Below are 16,655 nucleotides of genomic sequence, written 5' to 3' on the forward strand. Positions count from 1 at the left end.
TCGAAGACGATCAGGTCGGGTTCGGAGCACAGCGCCATCGCCGTCATGACGCGCTGCAGCTGACCGCCGGAGACCTGGTGCGGGTAGCGCTCGCCGATCGTTTCGGGATTGGGCAGGCTGAGCTTCTTGAACAGCGCGACGGCCCGCTTCTCGGCTTCGGCGCGCGTCGCGGTGCCATGCAGCATGGCCGCCTCGACCACCTGGTCGATCAGCTTATGGGCCGGATTGAAGGCGGCGGCCGCCGATTGCGCGACATAGCAGACTTCGCGTCCGCGCAGCGCCCGCACGCCCTTGGGGCCGGCTTTCAGGATGTCGCGGCCGTTAAGGATCACCTCGCCGCCGGTGATGCGCACGCCGCCACGGCCATAGGCCATGGACGACAGGCCGATGGTCGATTTGCCGGCGCCGGATTCGCCGATCAGGCCGAGCACCTTGCCCTTTTCCAAGGTCAGCGAGACGTCGTGGACCAGCGTGATCGTCTTCGGCGCTTCGCCAGGCGGGTAGACGGTCGCCTCGATGCGCAGGTTGCGGATATCGAGGAGCTTGCCTGAATTTGCCTTGGTGTCGGCCATCAGCCGCGCCCTCCCTTCAGGCTCGTCGTGCGGTTGAGCACCCAGTCGGCGACGAGGTTGACCGAGATCGCCAGCACCGCGATCGCGGCCGCCGGGATGAGCGCCGCCGGAATGCCGAAGACGATGCCGTCCTTGTTTTCCTTGACCATGCCGCCCCAGTCCGAATCCGGCGGCTGCACGCCGAGGCCGAGGAAGGAGAGCGCTGACAGGAAGAGCACCGCGAAGATGAAGCGCACGCCGAGCTCCGCCACCAACGGCGACAGCGCATTGGGCAGGATTTCGCGGAAGATGATCCAGGCCTTGCCTTCGCCGCGCAGCTTCGCCGCTTCGACATAGTCCATGACGTTTATGTCGACGGCGACGGCGCGCGACAGGCGGTAGACGCGGGTGGAATCGAGGATGCCCATGACCAAGATCAGCGTCAGCGTGTTGGTCGGCAGCACCGACAGCACGACGAGGCCGAAGATCAGCGTCGGGATCGACATCAGAAGGTCGACGAAGCGCGACAGCAGCGTGTCGAACCAGCCGCCGAAGACAGCCGCCGTGAAGCCGAGGATTGAGCCCAGCGAGAAGGACAGCGCCGTCGCCGCCACCGCGATCTCCATGGTGATGCGCGCGCCATAGATCATGCGCGAGATCAGATCGCGGCCGAGATTGTCGGTGCCCAGCCAATGCGCCGCCGACATAGGCTCCCACACGTCGCCGACGATCTCGCCATTGCCGTGCGGCGCGACCCAGGGCGCGAAGATGGCGCAGAACGCAAAGAAGCCGGTCAGGATTAGCCCGATCCAGGCGGTGAACGGAATTTGTCGTAGCGCCATTCGCTTCAGTTCCCCCTCTGGTCGTCCTGCATCCGGCCCGTCATTTCGGATGCTCTCGTCACTTCGGATGCCTGAGCCGCGGATTGGCCACGATGGCGGCGATATCCGCGACGATGTTGAGCGAGATGTAGACCGCGGCGAAGATCAGGCCGACCGCCTGCACCACCGGCACGTCGCGTTTGGCGACATGGTCGACCAGATACTGTCCCATGCCCGGATAGACGAAGATCACCTCCACCACGACGACGCCGACGATGAGATAGGCGAGATTGAGCATGACGACATTGACGACCGGCGCGATCGCGTTCGGAAAAGCATGCTTACGGATGATGTCGAAGGGTTTCAGCCCCTTGAGCTCGGCCGTCTCGATATAGGCCGACTGCATGACATTGAGGATCGCCGCGCGCGTCATGCGCATCATATGGGCGAGCACCACCAGGGTGAGCGCCGTGGCCGGCAGCACCACGGCCTGCAGCCTTTCGAGGAAAGGCGTGGAATCATCCACCGTCGAGATGCTCGGGAAAATCTGCCAGTGCACCGCGAACACGAAGATCAGCACATAGCCGATGAAGAATTCCGGGAACGATGTCGAGGCCAGGGCCAGGCCGGAGATCAGCTTGTCGACGAAGCCGTTGCGGTAGCGCACTGCAATCAGCCCAAGGATGACCGCCAGCGGCACAGCGACGATCGCCGCGCACGCGGCCAGGAAAAGCGTGTTCTTCAGCCGGGTGCCGATCGAGCTTGCAATGTCGAGCCCGCTCGACTGCGCCGTGCCGAAATCGCCATGCAGGATGCCCCACAGCCAGTGCACGTAGCGCAGCCATGCCGGGTCGTTGAGCCCGAGCTGTTCGCGCAGGTTCGCCAGCGCCTCCGGCGTTGCCGACTGGCCGAGGATCGCCTGGGCGACGTCGCCCGGCAGGATCTGCGTGCCGGCGAAGATCAGCACCGAAACGGCGAACAGAAGAACCAGGCCCAGCAAGATACGCTGAGCGACCAATCTCAGGATCGGAGACGACATCGGCTACCTGCAATGGTGAAGAAGGGACGGTGCCCGCCTTTCAGGCAGGCCATGAAAGCCGGAAGGGCCGGCTCGCGCCGGCCCTTTCCTATCCTTCGTCAAGCCTGCAGCCAGCACTCGATCAGCGCGTGGCCGTTGCTGAGTTCCTGCGCCGGGTTGTCGACCCAGCCTTCGACGCCCTTGCCGGTCGCGTCGACGAACTGGTTGAAGAACGGCACGATCAGGCCGCCTTCGTCGCGCATGATCTCGCCCATGTCGCGGTAGATCTTCTTGCGCTTGGCTTCGTCGAGCTCGCCGCGCGCCGCAAGCACCATCTTGTCGAAATCCGGCCGCTTGAAGCGCGTGTCGTTCCAGTCGGCGGTCGAGAGATAGGCGGTCGAATACATCTGGTCCTGCGTCGGACGCCCGCCCCAGTAGGAGAGCGAGAAAGGCTGCTTGTTCCAGACTTCCGTCCAGTAGCCGTCGCCCGGCTCGCGCTTGATCTCGATCTTGATGCCAGCCTTGGCGCAGCTCTGCTGGTAAAGCTGGGCGGCGTCAACGGCGCCAGGGAAGGCGACGTCGGACGTGCGCAGCAGGATCGAGCCGCTATGGCCGGACTTCTTGTAGAGCGCGGCGGCTTTTTCCGGATCGAACTTGCGCTGCTCGAAATCCTCTGCGAACAGCGGATAGGCCTTGTTGACCGGCATGTCGTTGCCGACCTCGCCGTAGCCGCGCAGGATCTTGGTCAGCATCTCCTCGCGGTCCATGGCAAGCTTCAGCGCCATGCGAAGGTCGTTGTTGTCGAAGGGCGCGGTGTCGCAGAACATGTTGAACGGATAGAAGCCGCGGCCTGAGGCGGCGCGGATGGTGACGCCGGGCAGCCGCTTGACCAGGTCGACGATCTTCGGTTCGACGCGGTTGATCATGTTGACCTGGCCGCCCTGCAGCGCAGCCATGCGGGCCGTCGGGTCGTTGACGACGATGATCTCGACCTGGTCGGCATGGCCGTATTTGTCGGCCTGCCAGTAATTGGCGAAGCGCTCTCCGCCATGCTTCACGCCGGGCTGATTGACGGTGACCTTGTACGGGCCGGTGCCGATGCCGGCATCCGGCTTATCGTTGCCGCCATTCGGCTGGATGATCAGGTGATAGTCCGCCATCAAATAGGGGAGGTCGGCGTTCGGGTCCTTCAGCGTGACCACGACATTGCCTCCATCGGCCTTGATGGTGTCGATGCTCTTCAGGACGCCCAGCGCGCCCGACTTGGATTTTTCGTCGCTGTGGCGCTTCAGCGTCGCCACCACGTCGTCCGGCGTCACTTCCTTGCCGTTGTGGAACTGAACGCCCTTGCGGATCTTCATCGTCCAGGTCTTGGCATCCTTCGAGCTGCCGATCTCCTCGGCGATGAGATATTCGACGCCGCCGCCCGGCGCGAGCTCGACCAGCGTTTCGCCCCAGCACTTGCCGAAGGCGAACGGAACCTGGCTGAGGAAAGTCGCGGGATCGAGGCTGTTGGTGGATTCACCGCCCTGCAGGCCGGCTTTCAGCGTGCCGCCCTTGACCGGGCCGGCAGCGCGCACGGCGCTGGAGAGCAGCGAGTTGGCGAAAGTGGCGGTGACGCCAAGCGCGGCGGCGCGACCGAGAAAGTCGCGACGGCTAAGTTTCCCGGCCGCGACTCGCCGGCTGAGATAGTCGAGTTCGTTGGACATTATGGTTCCTCACTCTGGGTATGCGACCTTATGGTCGTTTCTTCTATTGGAGGAGATAATGACCGTAAGGGAAAGCGGCAGGCAAGACCGAATGCGACATGCGGTGGCGTAAATCGCATGTCGCGTTTGGACCAATCTTGCCTCCGCTCAAACCAGGGAGCGGGGAATCGTCTGCTCGAAATCGCGTTCGAAGATCAGCTTTTCGCCCTCATAGGCTTCGATTCTGGCGCTGACGATGAAGCTCTCTGCGTCCGATCGCATGTCGGCAAAGGTTTCGGTCCGCACCGACCATTCATCGCGCGACAATGTCTGCGTCCAATGCGTGGCTCCGGTGGCCGACAGCGGATCGTCGGGATGGATCGCCCATGTCTCGCGTACGATGCTGCCATTGACCAGCCCGTGGTCGAGATCGCGCACCGCGCCGAAATCGTCGGTGATGGAAAGCGTGACCGTGCCGGTCTTCTCGTCGCGGTCGATATGGCGTTCGGAACTCGTCGGCCTGATCGTCTCGGTCGCCCAGGGCGTCGCGCCTTCCGGCTCAGGGAACGAAACCTCATTGCCTTTCGCCAGCGGCCGCAGCGGCAGCTTCAGCGTGGCCTTCGCAAGATCGAGTTGCACCGGTTCCGGCGAGGGCCAGATCATCGGCCAGTAGGCGGTCGAAACGGCGACGCGCAATTTATGGCCGGCCGGCACGCGGTAGGCGCATTGGTCGAGCACGACGCGCGCCGAAAAGGTCTGCCCTGGCACCAGCGCCTGCGGGAACTCATGCGAGTCGCGGTGGGTCAAATTGAGCAAGCCATAGGAGATCAGTTCCGAGGCGCCGTCCGGGTGCACATCGCAGAGACGCACCGCGATGTTGGCCTGCGGCCGATCGGAGGCAACTCGGACCGCGAGCTCCGGCGCGCCGACGATGTCGATCGCCTCACCGAGCTCGGGCTGGTCGAAGCAGACCGACAGCGCGTCGTCGGGGCGTTGGTCGCCGGGCAATTCCGGCCCGAAGGTGAAGGGAAAATACTCGCCGCCGGCGAGGCCGCAGGTCTGCGGCGAAGCGACGATCAGGGGTTTGCCGCCATTGGCGATAAGCTCGATCGCCTCGACCTTGATGTTTGAGGACGGCCATTCCTGCTCCGCCACCCAGCGGCCCGGCCGTTCCGGGTGCCAGCGCGCCGGCCGCACGCTGTCCATCACATAGGCGCGGTAGTCCGGATCGGCCTCGACGCCGGTCGCAGCACCCTTTAGCCAGCGGTCCCACCAGCGCAGCGCCTCCTGCAGGAAGCCGATCGCCGGATTGGGTCCGGCGTAATGCGGGTATTTGTGGATCCAGGGGCCGACGATGCCTTTGACCGGCGACTGGATGCCGGTGACGAGATTGGAGATCGTGTTGCGGTAGCCGTCATGCCAGCCGCCGATCGACAGCACCGCCGCTTTGACCGCCGAAAAATCCTCACAGATCGAGCCGCGCTTCCAATAGGCGTCGCGGTGCTGGTGACTGAGCCAGAGCGGCAAAAGGAAGGCCTGGTTCTCCAGCCGGCTGAGCCATAAGTCGCGCCAGCGGTTGCCGCCGGCAATCGCCGGATCCGGCGGCCGTGACGAATAGGACAGCATCGTCGAGGCCCAGCCGAAATTTTCCAAGAGCAGGCAGCCGCCCTTGTAATGGATGTCGTCGGCATAGCGGTCGACGGTCGAGCACAGGCTGATCACCGCCTTCAGCGCCAGCGGCTGTTTCGCCGCCACCTGCAGGCAGTTGAAGCCGCCCCAGGAGATGCCCATCATGCCGACATTGCCGTTGCACCAGGGCTGCGCCGCCGCCCAGGCGATGACGTCGCAGGCGTCCTGCAGTTCCTGCTCGGAATATTCATCGTCCATCAGTCCTTCGGAATCGCCATTGCCGCGCATGTCGACGCGGATCGAGGCATAACCGTGCCCGGCGAAATAGGGATGGGTGAGCTGGTCGCGAAAAATGGTGCCGTCGCGCTTGCGGTAGGGCAGATGCTCGAGGATCGCGGGCACGGGATTGTCGGCGGCATCCTCGGGCATCCAGATGCGCGCCGACAGCCGGCAGCCATCCGGCATGACGATGCCCATATCGGGAAATTCGACGACTTTGCGGGGGAATTCTGTGACGGTTTTCATGGGGCGCATAACGCTCCGCGGCGCACCGACTTTCAATCGCCATTCGCGACTGGAGCATCAAAAAATGCGACCTGGGTCGTTAGCGCAATTCGTCGAGCAATTCGGGGTGTTTTTCGAGCAACGTCATCAGCTGAATGGTCGGGCCGCTCGGCTCGATCAGACCTCGCTCATATTTGTCGAAGGCATTCTCGCCGACTTTGAACAGGGAACCCGCCTCACGCTGCGACAGCTTGAGCTTTGCGCGCATGCGCCGGATGGTTTCTGGCGCCGGCAGGCCGTCGATCTTTTCCTTGAGAATGCGCAGGGCGGCATCAACGGCAGCCATATCCTCCCCGACATGCACGCCGTCTCCGTCCGAAGCCGAAGCCGGATAGTAGCCCGGCAGGTCGACAACCATGCTCTCGCCTTTGTAGGTCACGGTGAACGGACGTACCCCGCGCGTCAGGATCTCTCCGGTTTCGGGAGAGATCATGGTTTCACTGGTTTCTGGCGCCATGTCATTTCTCCTTGAATGCCATGACCATGAATTCGGTCACGACATCAGCCTGGAATTTCACATAGAGAAGCATGTCGCGCGCCGGCACGTGATAGACATCCTGCCAGACCCGGTGATCGGCGAAGGTCGTCATCGATTTCACGAACATCTTCCGCGTCATGCCATCGATCACCTCGACAATGCCGGCGCGATCGAAACCAAGGCCGACCGCATCGCGCAGGGCTGACGTTGTGATAGCCAACGTGTCGACAGACCCGAACGTGGTCTTGATCGCCTCAAGATCGTAGGTGGGCCTGCGTTTCTCCATGACTCAATATGCCACCATAAAGGTGGCAATTCAAGGTAGGTGCAGTGGAAACGATTCAGTTCAGCGGAATGTCGTTCTCCGCCTTGCTCGCTTGGTAAGCGTCGGACAGCTCGTCATAGCGCTCCGAAATCCTGCCGATCCTTGCCTCCAGCCGCTTGCGCTCGGCTTCGGGCAGGGCGCGCACCAGCCTGCGAATGGAAAAGCTTTTCCAATAGGCGTTCTCGGCATTGTAACCGCCGGGGTCCAGGGTGAAGACCTCTTTCAGGATTTTGAGATCGTGCGGAATGGCGAAGCTGTCGCGCGAATCCTCGTGGCTGAACAGATAGTAGAAATTGTCGAAGCCGGTCCAGGTGATCGCTGACAGGCAGAGCGAGCAGGGCTCATGCGTGGCGAGAAACAACGCATCCTGGGTGTCGACGCGCTCAGCCTTCGGCATCTCATAGAAACGCTTCAGGCAATGCACCTCGCCATGCCAGAGCGGATTTTCCATCTCGTTGTTGGTCTCGGCCAGCACCAGCGAGCGGTCGTCCTTCCTGAGGATCGCGGCGCCGAACAGCTTATTGCCATGGGCGACGCCTTGCGCCGTCTTTGGCACGATGTCGTGCTCGATCACGTCGAGCAGGCGGTCGATCAGCGAAACGTCGGTCATGGAAGGGCTTTCAGGGAAGGTGGATCTCGTAAGGGTGCGAGAAGTGAAATTCCTCGAGATTGGAGCCGTCGCCGGCGCGGTCGACGATCAGGAAATCCTGTTCCTCGCCGATCGGCGTCAGCACGCCATGCCACAGGTTGCGGCGGTAGTTGATGCCCTGTCCGGGTCCGGCGAGGAAGGCGTGCGGCTCACCCGGGCCGTCCTTGGTGTCATGGCAGACGACCACCAGAAAGGGCCGCGGCGACAGCGGGATGAAGGCCTGGCTGCCGAGCGGATGGCGTTCGACCATGGTGAGCTTCAGCGGCATCTCGTAGGGCGTCCCGCGCACCATCGAGATCAGCACCCGCGCGTTCGGGCCGGCCGCTTCCGCCGTGGCCAGGTCGTGATAGCGCATCGCCTTGCCGCCATTGATCGGGTAGCGGTTGTCGCCGCCCATGTCGATGACTTCGCCGAAAGGCGCAAAGTTCTCGCGGGTCAGTGGCTTGGCAACGATGCGGCTCACCGCGCCTTGCCCCCGAGATAGCCGCCCCCAAGATAACCGTTAAGCCTGGCGTGGCGGTTGACGTCCTTGTAGAGCAAATAGCGGAAATTGCCGGGTCCACCGGCATAGCAGGCCTGCGGGCAGAAGGCGCGCAGCCACATGAAGTCGCCGGCCTCGACCTCGACCCAGTCCTGGTTGAGCCGGTAAACAGCCTTGCCTTCGAGCACGTAGAGCCCGTGCTCCATCACATGGGTCTCGGCGAACGGTATGACCGCGCCCGGCTTCAGCGTGACGATGGTGACATGCATGTCGTGGCGCATATCGGCCGGATCGACGAAGCGGGTCGTTGCCCAGCGCCCTTCCGTGCCCGGCATCGGGCTCAGCGCGACGTCCTGGTCGCTGGAGAAGAAGGCTTCCGGCACGTCGAGGCCGTCGACAGCCTCATAGGCCTTGCGGATCCAGTGGAATCGGGCAGCGGCGCCGCTCTCGTTGCGCACCGTCCAGCCGCTGGACGGCGGCAGGAAGGCGAAGCCGCCGGGGGCAAGTACATGCTTTTTGCCGGCCAGCGAAACGGTGATCTCGCCTTCGACGACGAACAGCACGCCCTCGGCGCCGGCGTCGAGTTCGGGCCGGTCGCTGCCGCCGCCCGGCAGGACCTCGACGATATATTGCGAAAAAGTCTCGGCGAAGCCCGAAAGCGGCCTTGCGATGATCCAGGCCCTGGTCTTGTCCCAGAACGGCAGCGGACTGGTGACGATGTCCTGCATGACGCCTTTGGGAATGACCGCATAGGCTTCGGTGAAGACGGCGCGGCCGGTCAAAAGCTCGTTCTGGCCGGGATGGCCACCCTGCGGCGCGTAATAGGTTCGCTCGGCAGTCTTGATCATATCCATGGGGTCCTGACCCTCAGAGCAATTCCAGTGTAAAGGGGTTGGATTCGGCGACTTCGCCCAAGCCTTCCGTCCGGAATTGCGTAAAAACAAACATCAGAGTGGGAGCATGTCTTTCAGGCGAAGCAACGCGATGCGTTCGACCTGTTTGCAGGCGGTTTCCAACTCGGTGCCGCGGCTGTTGCCGATCCGCGCCTCGAACTCCGCCAGGATTTCGTCCTTGGACTTGCCCTTGACCGCGATGATGAAGGGAAAGCCGAAGGTGGTGACATACGCGGCGTTGAGTTTCGAGAACAGCTCGCGCTCCTTGTCGGTCAGCGCGTCGAGCCCGGCGGAGGCCTGCTCCCTGGCCGATTCCGGCGTCAGCCGCTTGGCCGCCGCCAGCTTGCCCGCAAGGTCGGGATGGGCGTTGAGCACGGAAAGACGCTCGGCCTCCGTCGCCGCGCGGAAGACCCGGCAGAGCGCGTTGTGCAGGCCGCCCGCGCTGTCATGCGCCGGCCCAAGCTCCAGTTCGTAGGCGCGCTCGGCAATCCAGGGCGAATGCTCGAACACGCCGCCAAAGGCGTGCACGAATTCCTCGAACTCCATCCTGGACGGCCGCAGCGCCGGCGCCTGATAGGGATGCTTCTCGCGCCAGTGTTTGGCGATGTCGATGCGCCGGGTCAGCCAGACCTTGTCATGCGACTTAACATAATCGACGAAGCGCTTCAGCGCCGCTACCCGACCGGGGCGGCCGACCAACCGGCAGTGCAGGCCGATATTCATCATGCGCGGCCGGCCTGCCTTGCCGTCGGCGTAGAGCGTGTCGAAACTGTCCTTCAGATAGGCGAAGAACTGGTCGCCGGAGTTGAACCCTTGCGGCGTCGCGAAGCGCATGTCGTTGGCGTCGAGCGTGTAGGGGATGATGAGCTGCGGCGTCTCCAGCCCGTCGCGGTCGAACCAGTAAGGCAGCTCGTCGTCATAGGTGTCGGAGACATAGTCGAAGCCGCCTTCCTCGGCGACGAGCCGCACCGTGTTCACCGAGGTGCGCCCGGTATACCAGCCGGTCGGCCGCGCGCCGGTCACCTCGTAATGCAGCCGGATCGCCTCATCGAGGTCGCGCTTCTCATCCTCGGCCGCATGGTCGCGATAGTCGATCCATTTCAGGCCGTGCGAGGCGATCTCCCAGCCGGCTTCCTGCATTGCGACGACCTGATCGGGCGAGCGTGCGAGCGCGGTGGCGACGCCGTAGCAGGTCACCGGCACCTGCGCTTCGGTGAACAGCCTGTAGAGCCGCCAGAAGCCGGCGCGGGCGCCGTATTCATAGATCGACTCCATGTTCCAGTGGCGCTGGCCGACCCACGGCGCTGCGCCGACGATCTCGGACAGGAAGGCTTCCGAGGCCTTGTCGCCGTGCAGCACACAGTTCTCGCCGCCTTCCTCGTAGTTGACGACGAACTGAACCGCGACGTGCGCGCCGCCAGGCCATTTCGGGTCCGGCGGATTGGCCCCGTAACCGCGCATGTCCCTATCGTAACGCATTGTCGCTCCTGCCCGATGGTTGCGATTAAGATATCGAAAGGAGTGCGCATGCATTCCCCCGAAAATTTTTGAAAGTGCTTTTTGCCCCGCTCCGCTCGACCGGGGCTTATGCATCGCCTTTAATTGGCGCACAATTGATCTGAGATTGTACCGAGACGGGAGGCCGCCAGTGGCAGAAACGTCGAAAGCCGATGGCGGGCGCCTGACCACCCATGTGCTGGACACCGCGACCGGACGGCCGGCAAAGGGCCTGTCGATCGAGCTTTTCCGCATCGAGGCCCAGAGCCGCACCCATCTCAAGACCGTCGCCACCAATGACGATGGTCGCTGCGACGGGCCGCTGCTCGCCGGCGCCGAGTTCCGCACCGGCGAATATGAGCTGGTCTTCGCCGCCGGCGACTATCTGCGTGGCCAAGGCATCAGCTTGCCTGAGCCTGCTTTCCTCGACATCGTGCCGATCCGCTTCGGCATGGCAGAAGCGCGGCACTATCACGTCCCGCTCTTGATTTCGCCCTATGGCTACTCGACCTATCGGGGGAGTTGAGACATGGCCGATACCAAGGTCCGCACCGAGATACGTTTCATCCTGAACGGCGGCGACGTGGCTCTCACAGACGTCGCGCCCGATGCGACCCTGCTCGACTGGCTGCGGCTCAACCGCTCGCTGCGCGGCACCAAGGAAGGCTGCGCCGAGGGCGACTGCGGCGCCTGCACGGTGCTGGTCGGCAAGCTTGCCGGCGACGGCCTGGTCTATGAAAGCGTCAATGCCTGCATCCGTTTCGTGGGTTCGCTCGACGGCACCCATGTCGTCACTGTCGAGCATCTGCGCGGCGAGCCTGGTAAGTTGCACCCCGTGCAGCAGGCGATGGTCGATTTCCACGGCTCGCAATGCGGCTTCTGCACGCCGGGCTTCGTCATGTCGCTCTACGGGCTGTGGATGAAGACGCCCGATCCGTCCAACGCCGCGATCGAAAAGGCGCTGCAGGGCAATCTTTGCCGCTGCACCGGCTATGAGGCGATCATGCGCGCCGCGCATGCCATTTCGAGCTACGGCAAGGCGGCGAAGGATCCGCTGGCGGTGGAGCGCAAGGACATCACCGCGCGGCTGAAGGCATTGCGCGATGGCGCGAGAGTCGAGATCGGGTCGGGCAAGGCGCGGCTGATCGTGCCGGCCGGCGTCGACGATTTCGCAGGGCTGCTCGAAAAGGAGCCGGGCGCCACCATCGTCGCCGGCTCGACCGATGTCGGCCTCTGGGTCACCAAGCATATGCGCGACATCTCGCCCGCGATCTTCATCGGCGGTCTCGACGGCCTGCGCGCCATCTCGGAGAAGGACGGCGTCATCACCATCGGCGCGGGCGTAACCTACACCGAAGCCTTCGAGACGCTGTCGAAGCGCATCCCGGCCTTGGGACCGCTGGTCGACCGCATCGGCGGTGAGCAGGTGCGCAACATGGGCACGATCGGCGGCAACATCGCCAACGGCTCGCCCATCGGCGACACGCCGCCGCCGCTGATCGCGCTCGGCGCGCAGCTTACGCTGGGCAAGGGCAAGAAGCGCCGCACGATCCCGCTCGAAACCTTCTTCATCGCCTATGGCAAGCAGGACCGTCAGCCCGGCGAGTTCGTCGAAGCGGTGCATGTTCCGGTGCCGGCGAGCGGCGAAAAATTTGCCGTCTACAAGGTCACCAAGCGCCGCGACGAGGACATCACGGCGACGCTCGGGGCTTTTTACCTGACGTTGGCCAAGAACGGTACGGTGGCCGATATCCGCATCGCCTATGGCGGCATGGCGGCGACGCCGAAGCGCGCCACGGCGGTTGAGAAGGCATTGATCGGCAAGGTCTGGAGCGAAGCGACCGTGGAGGCGGCTATGGCCGAATACGCCAGTGACTTCACGCCGCTCACCGACATGCGGGCAAGCGCCGAATATCGGGCGCTGGCGGCGAAGAACCTTCTGCTGCGCTTTTATGTCGAGACGACCGGCACCAAGGCGCCGCTACAGGTTTCGCGCAGCGAGGCGGCCTGATGCAAATCAACGCGTGCAAGCAGTCGCGGGTAGCGTCCTTCTCCCCGTTCACGGGGAGAAGATGCCGGCAGGCAGATGAGGGGCGGCGCCGGCACCGGTCGTTTTCTGCAAACTCGTCGACGTCAGCGCCGCCCCTCATCCGACCCTTCGGGCCACCTTCTCCCCGTGAACGGGGAGAAGGAAAGGAGGCTGAATGACCAAGCACGTCCCTAACCTCAAGGCCCAGAAGATCTCGGGTGGCGTCGCCAGCGACCAGCGCCACGAATCCGCGCACAAGCATGTCAGCGGCACGGCGGTCTATATCGACGACATGCCGGAGCCGGCCGGCACGCTGCATGGCTGCCTCGGCCTGTCCACCGCGACGCATGCGACGATCACGAAGATGGACCTCTCGGCCGTGCGCGCCGCGCCTGGCGTCGTCGATGTGCTGACGGCAAAGGACGTGCCGGGAGAAAACGACATTTCGCCCACCGGCCGCCATGACGAGCCGGTGCTCGCCGAGGGCAAGGTTGAGTTCTATGGCCAGCCGATCTTCTGCGTCATCGCCGAGACACGCGAGCAGGCCCGCCGCGCCACCAGGCTGGCCAGGGTCGAGTACGAGCAGCTGCCCTTCGTCACCGACATAGGCGCGCTCGACCCGCGCAAGGACAAGCTTGTCACGCCGCCGCTCACATTGAGGCGCGGCGACGCGGCGGCGGCGATCAAGGCAGCGCCCCGCAAGCTCAAGGGCAAGATGCGCCTCGGCGGCCAGGAGCACTTCTATCTCGAAGGCCATATCGCAATGGCCGTCCCCGGCGAGGACCAGGACGTCACCATCTATTCCTCGACCCAGCATCCGAGCGAAGTCCAGCATATGGTGAGCCATGCGCTGGGTATCCCGAGCAACGCCATCACGGTGGAAATCCGCCGCATGGGCGGCGGCTTCGGCGGCAAGGAAACGCAGGGCAACCAGTTCGCGGCGCTCGCCGCGATCGCGGCCAAGCGCCATCATCGTGCGGTCAAGATCCGGCCGGACCGCGACGACGACATGACCGCGACCGGCAAGCGGCATGATTTCCTGATCGACTACGAGGTCGGCTTCGACGACGACGGCAACATCCTCGGCGTCGACTTCATGTTTGCTGCGCGCTGTGGCTTTTCGTCGGACCTCTCCGGCCCGGTCACCGACCGCGCGCTGTTCCACTGCGACAACACCTATTTCTGGCCGGCGGTGCACGCTCAGTCAGCGCCGCTTTATACCAACACGGTCTCCAACACCGCGTTTCGCGGCTTCGGCGGCCCGCAAGGCATGGTCGGCGCAGAGCGGGTCATCGACGAGGTGGCCTTTGCCCTCGGCAAGGACCCGCTCGAGATCCGCAAGAAGAACTTCTATGGCGCAAGTGGTGACAAGGAGGGCGACCGCAACGTCACGCCCTACCACCAGACGGTCGAGGACAATGTCATCCAGCGCATCATCGCCGAGCTGGAGGCGAGCTCGAACTATGCGCGGCGCCGGCGCGAGATCAGCGCTTTCAACGCCAACAGCCGCTTCATCAAGCGCGGGCTGGCGCTGACGCCGGTCAAGTTCGGCATCTCCTTCACCGCCACGCACTACAACCAGGCCGGCGCGCTGGTGCATGTCTACACCGACGGTTCGGTGCATCTGAACCATGGCGGCACCGAGATGGGGCAGGGCCTCTACCTAAAGGTGGCGCAGGTGGTGGCCGAGGAGTTCCAGATCGACCTCGATCAGGTGAAGATCACCGCGACCACCACCGGCAAGGTGCCGAACACCTCGGCGACCGCCGCCTCGTCCGGTTCCGACCTCAACGGCATGGCGGCGCAGAACGCCGCCCGCCAGATCAAGGACCGGCTGACCAACTTCGCCTCGGAAAAATACCAGGTGCCGCGCGACCAGGTGTTGTTCCTGCCCAACCGCGTCCGCATCGGCAACCAGGAGATACCCTTCGGCGATCTGGTCAAGCAGGCCTATATGGCCCGCATCCAGCTGTCGGCGGCCGGCTTCTACAAGACGCCGAAGATCCACTGGAACCGCGACAAGGGCGAAGGTCGCCCGTTCTACTACTTCGCCTATGGCGCTTCCTGCTCGGAAGTCTCGGTCGACACGCTGACCGGAGAATATGTGGTCGAACGCACCGATATCCTGCATGAAACCGGCCGTTCGCTGAACCGCGCCATCGACCTCGGCCAGGTCGAAGGCGGCTTCATCCAGGGCATGGGCTGGCTGACCACCGAGGAACTGTGGTGGGACGACAAGGGCCGCCTGCGCACTCATGCGCCGTCGACCTACAAGATCCCGCTCGCCTCCGACCGTCCAAAAGTCTTCAACGTCACGCTGGCCGACTGGTCCGAGGCGAACGAGCCGACCGTGCATCGCTCCAAGGCCGTCGGCGAGCCGCCTTTCCCGCTCGGCATGTCGGTTCTGCATGCGCTTTCCGACGCCGTCGCGAGCGTCGCGGACCACAGGATCTGTCCGCGCCTCGACGCGCCGGCGACACCGGAGCGTGTCTTGATGGCGATCGAGAGGCTGAAGCGGGAGGCCACGCAGCCGGCCTGAATGCGCCTAAACGTGCAAATCGAGGCGCAAAACGCTATATTTCCGGGATGGAAATGCAGACGATGAACTCGAAAGTACAAGATCTGAAGGCGTTCCTCGGCCAAACCGGCCGGGTCGCCCTCGTCGAGGTCGCGGCCACGAAAGGCTCGACGCCGCGCGAGGCCGGCGCTTTCATGCTCGTCTCGACATCGGCCATTTTCGGCACGATCGGCGGCGGCCAGCTCGAATATATGGCGATCGACAAGGCGCGGCAGATTCTGCGCTCCTCACCCTCCCCCTCGTGGGGAGGGTCGGACGACGAAGTCGGCCGGGGTGGGGGCCGCGGCGTCTCCGTGCCCCCACCCCGGATAGCAAACGCCGCTTCGCGCCGCCTGCTCTCCGACCCTCCCCACGAGGGGGAGGGTAAAGAGGCCCGCATCGAGGTCGATGAAGTTTGCGCCACGCTCGACGTCCCGCTCGGGCCGGAGATCGGCCAATGCTGCGGCGGCCGCGTCGAGGTGCTGATCCGCCTCGTCGACGGCTCGCTGGAGCAGCAACTGATCGCCAACGCTCAATCGGAAGAGGCGCATCTGCCGCATGTCTATATCTTCGGCGGCGGCCATGTCGGCCAGGCGCTTGCCGCGTCGCTGGCGCTGCTGCCGATCCACGTCGTCGTCGTCGAGACCCGGTCCGAGGCATTGGAAGGCATGCCGGAAACGGTGGAAACCCGGCTGACGCCGATGCCCGAAACCGTGGTGCGCGAGGCGCCGGCCGGCTCAGCCTTCGCCATCCTGACCCACGATCACGCCCTGGATTTCCTGATCGTCGCCGAGGCGCTGAAGCGCGACGACACCGCCTATGTCGGCATGATCGGTTCGAAGACCAAGAAAGCCACCTTCAGGAGCTGGTTCCTGAAGTCCGCCGATGGCAGCGAAGCCGAGTTCGACCGCCTTGTCTCGCCGATCGGCGGCAATGCCGTTAAGGATAAGCGGCCCCCGGTGATTGCCGCGCTCGCCGCCGCCGAGATCATGACGGCGCTGGTCGCGCATGCCTCCGATGCGCCAGGCGCTGCCAGCGCCGAAAAGGTGATGGCCGGCTGACCTTGCCGTGGCGATTGGCCAGGAACGCCCGTCACTTCGTCATCCACGGGCGAAGCAAGGAGCGTAGCGACGCAGCGCAGACCCGAGGATCCATTCCGTGACTTCGATGCGTCGCAACGATCCAGAATTCTGCGCCACTGCACCTCCCGATCAAGGTCACGGCATGGATCCCAGGGTCTCCGCGACGGAGCTGCGCTCCTGCTTCGCCCTGGGATGACGAAGTTTGGGGCCTAATCCCCAGCACTTGCGCTGATTTCGAACGGTGTAAATCTTGCCTGCTGCCTTAAATCCCCGTGTCGAGGAGTTGGCAGCAAAGATACGCGGCTATGACTGCCGCTCACAGCTGCTCGTCGCTTTCTTCGTTTCCCAACAGACTTTGAACCGTGTTTTCTGCGCGCCTGACCAATACGAGGC

Annotated in this window: 15 protein-coding genes; 4 read left to right on the plus strand and 11 right to left on the minus strand. The window is 64.0% G+C overall.

What is annotated here, in order from left to right; translation table 11 throughout:
• The 11 genes from EOA24_RS07745 to puuE form a co-directional block, all read right to left on the minus strand.
• A partial coding sequence (locus EOA24_RS07745) for an ATP-binding cassette domain-containing protein (protein ID WP_127409706.1) occupies window positions 1-572 on the minus strand: 572 nt, incomplete at its 3' end.
• Window positions 572-1,393 (minus strand): ABC transporter permease, encoded by an 822-nt coding sequence (locus EOA24_RS07750; protein ID WP_126079911.1) that lies wholly within the window; start codon window positions 1,391-1,393, stop codon window positions 572-574. The genes EOA24_RS07745 and EOA24_RS07750, both read right to left, overlap by 1 nt.
• A gap of 58 nt (window positions 1,394-1,451) precedes the next feature.
• The gene (locus EOA24_RS07755; protein ID WP_126079910.1) at window positions 1,452-2,411 is read right to left on the minus strand and encodes an ABC transporter permease; all 960 of its coding nucleotides are present in this window, start codon (window positions 2,409-2,411) and stop codon (window positions 1,452-1,454) included.
• A gap of 98 nt (window positions 2,412-2,509) precedes the next feature.
• Window positions 2,510-4,099: an ABC transporter substrate-binding protein gene (locus tag EOA24_RS07760; RefSeq protein WP_126079909.1), complete on the minus strand. Its 1,590-nt coding sequence runs from the start codon at window positions 4,097-4,099 to the stop codon at window positions 2,510-2,512.
• A 147-nt stretch (window positions 4,100-4,246) separates the two neighbouring features.
• Complete coding sequence (locus tag EOA24_RS07765; protein ID WP_126079908.1) at window positions 4,247-6,232, minus strand: CocE/NonD family hydrolase; 1,986 nt, start codon at window positions 6,230-6,232, stop codon at window positions 4,247-4,249.
• A gap of 79 nt (window positions 6,233-6,311) precedes the next feature.
• Window positions 6,312-6,728: a type II toxin-antitoxin system MqsA family antitoxin gene (locus EOA24_RS07770; protein ID WP_126079907.1), complete on the minus strand. Its 417-nt coding sequence runs from the start codon at window positions 6,726-6,728 to the stop codon at window positions 6,312-6,314.
• A 1-nt stretch (window position 6,729) separates the two neighbouring features.
• Entirely contained in the window at window positions 6,730-7,035 is a 306-nt protein-coding gene (locus EOA24_RS07775) for a type II toxin-antitoxin system MqsR family toxin (protein WP_126079906.1), read from the minus strand.
• 55 nt (window positions 7,036-7,090) lie between these two features.
• Window positions 7,091-7,684, minus strand: a complete 594-nt coding sequence (locus tag EOA24_RS07780; RefSeq protein ID WP_126079905.1) for a nucleoside deaminase — start codon at window positions 7,682-7,684, stop codon at window positions 7,091-7,093.
• A 10-nt stretch (window positions 7,685-7,694) separates the two neighbouring features.
• Window positions 7,695-8,186, minus strand: a complete 492-nt coding sequence (locus EOA24_RS07785; protein ID WP_127409707.1) for an ureidoglycolate lyase — start codon at window positions 8,184-8,186, stop codon at window positions 7,695-7,697.
• Entirely contained in the window at window positions 8,183-9,058 is an 876-nt protein-coding gene (locus EOA24_RS07790) for a bifunctional allantoicase/(S)-ureidoglycine aminohydrolase (RefSeq protein WP_126079903.1), read from the minus strand. The genes EOA24_RS07785 and EOA24_RS07790 overlap by 4 nt, the downstream gene beginning before the upstream one ends.
• A gap of 93 nt (window positions 9,059-9,151) precedes the next feature.
• The gene (puuE, locus tag EOA24_RS07795) at window positions 9,152-10,576 is read right to left on the minus strand and encodes an allantoinase PuuE (RefSeq protein WP_126079902.1); all 1,425 of its coding nucleotides are present in this window, start codon (window positions 10,574-10,576) and stop codon (window positions 9,152-9,154) included.
• A 169-nt stretch (window positions 10,577-10,745) separates the two neighbouring features.
• On the opposite strand from puuE, the gene uraH reads away from it, so the two are divergent.
• The 4 genes from uraH (at window position 10,746) to xdhC (ending at window position 16,241) form a co-directional block, all read left to right on the plus strand.
• Entirely contained in the window at window positions 10,746-11,120 is a 375-nt protein-coding gene (uraH, locus tag EOA24_RS07800) for a hydroxyisourate hydrolase (RefSeq protein ID WP_126079901.1), read from the plus strand.
• A 3-nt stretch (window positions 11,121-11,123) separates the two neighbouring features.
• Window positions 11,124-12,605 (plus strand): xanthine dehydrogenase small subunit, encoded by a 1,482-nt coding sequence (gene xdhA / locus EOA24_RS07805; RefSeq protein ID WP_126079900.1) that lies wholly within the window; start codon window positions 11,124-11,126, stop codon window positions 12,603-12,605.
• Window positions 12,606-12,798: 193 nt separating this feature from the next.
• Window positions 12,799-15,162 (plus strand): xanthine dehydrogenase molybdopterin binding subunit, encoded by a 2,364-nt coding sequence (gene xdhB, locus EOA24_RS07810; protein ID WP_126079899.1) that lies wholly within the window; start codon window positions 12,799-12,801, stop codon window positions 15,160-15,162.
• 62 nt (window positions 15,163-15,224) lie between these two features.
• The gene (gene xdhC / locus EOA24_RS07815) at window positions 15,225-16,241 is read left to right on the plus strand and encodes a xanthine dehydrogenase accessory protein XdhC (protein WP_126079898.1); all 1,017 of its coding nucleotides are present in this window, start codon (window positions 15,225-15,227) and stop codon (window positions 16,239-16,241) included.
• Window positions 16,242-16,655: the final 414 nt, after the last annotated feature.

This window comes from Mesorhizobium sp. M2A.F.Ca.ET.039.01.1.1, from assembly GCF_003998035.1.
Taxonomy (GTDB): domain Bacteria; phylum Pseudomonadota; class Alphaproteobacteria; order Rhizobiales; family Rhizobiaceae; genus Mesorhizobium.

Bases quoted from the DNA above. Each gene is read 5' to 3' on its own strand.
- EOA24_RS07750 (WP_126079911.1), bottom strand. From the start codon at position 1,393: ATGGCGCTACGACAAATTCCGTTCACCGCCTGGATCGGGCTAATCCTG.
- EOA24_RS07755 (WP_126079910.1), bottom strand. From the start codon at position 2,411: ATGTCGTCTCCGATCCTGAGATTGGTCGCTCAGCGTATCTTGCTGGGC.
- EOA24_RS07760 (WP_126079909.1), bottom strand. From the start codon at position 4,099: ATGTCCAACGAACTCGACTATCTCAGCCGGCGAGTCGCGGCCGGGAAA.
- EOA24_RS07765 (WP_126079908.1), bottom strand. From the start codon at position 6,232: ATGAAAACCGTCACAGAATTCCCCCGCAAAGTCGTCGAATTTCCCGAT.
- EOA24_RS07770 (WP_126079907.1), bottom strand. From the start codon at position 6,728: ATGGCGCCAGAAACCAGTGAAACCATGATCTCTCCCGAAACCGGAGAG.
- EOA24_RS07775 (WP_126079906.1), bottom strand. From the start codon at position 7,035: ATGGAGAAACGCAGGCCCACCTACGATCTTGAGGCGATCAAGACCACG.
- EOA24_RS07780 (WP_126079905.1), bottom strand. From the start codon at position 7,684: ATGACCGACGTTTCGCTGATCGACCGCCTGCTCGACGTGATCGAGCAC.
- EOA24_RS07790 (WP_126079903.1), bottom strand. From the start codon at position 9,058: ATGGATATGATCAAGACTGCCGAGCGAACCTATTACGCGCCGCAGGGT.
- puuE (WP_126079902.1), bottom strand. From the start codon at position 10,576: ATGCGTTACGATAGGGACATGCGCGGTTACGGGGCCAATCCGCCGGAC.
- xdhA (WP_126079900.1), top strand. From the start codon at position 11,124: ATGGCCGATACCAAGGTCCGCACCGAGATACGTTTCATCCTGAACGGC.
- xdhB (WP_126079899.1), top strand. From the start codon at position 12,799: ATGACCAAGCACGTCCCTAACCTCAAGGCCCAGAAGATCTCGGGTGGC.
- xdhC (WP_126079898.1), top strand. From the start codon at position 15,225: ATGAACTCGAAAGTACAAGATCTGAAGGCGTTCCTCGGCCAAACCGGC.